The following is a 396-nucleotide window of genomic DNA, read 5'->3' on the forward strand; positions in this document are numbered from 1 at the left end:
GCTGAGCTGGATTCCGGCCGCGGAGGAGAACGTCGTCGGGCTGCCGGTCCCACCGGTGCCGCCCGGCAGTCCGTCGTTGCCGCCGGCGGGCGCACCGGGGCCGAGGGTGCCGGCCGCGCCGCCGGAGCCCACGGCCACCGTGTAGCTCTGGCCGGGCTTCACCTTGAGGACGCACCAGGTGAACCCGCCGGCGCCGCCGCCACCGCCCTGGCCTCCGTTGCCCGCCAGCGGTGCGCTCGCACCGCCGCCCCCGCCGCCTCCGCCGCCACCGGCTCCCCAGGCCTGGACGTGCACCGAGGTCACGCCCTCGGGCGGCGTGAAGAACCCGTCCGCGGTGAAGTCCCGCAGGCCGTGGACGACGGCGGGCGCCTTCGGCTCCTTCTTCTCCTGCGCCTT

1 pseudogene is annotated in these 396 nt (G+C 77.3%); it reads right to left on the minus strand.

Annotated elements, in window-relative coordinates:
• Positions 1 to 396: pseudogene (locus G3I78_RS51595) on the minus strand (hypothetical protein); the annotation flags it as partial.

Origin of the sequence: Streptomyces sp. SID13726, assembly GCF_010548375.1 — a bacterium.
In the GTDB taxonomy this organism is placed as follows: domain Bacteria; phylum Actinomycetota; class Actinomycetes; order Streptomycetales; family Streptomycetaceae; genus Streptomyces.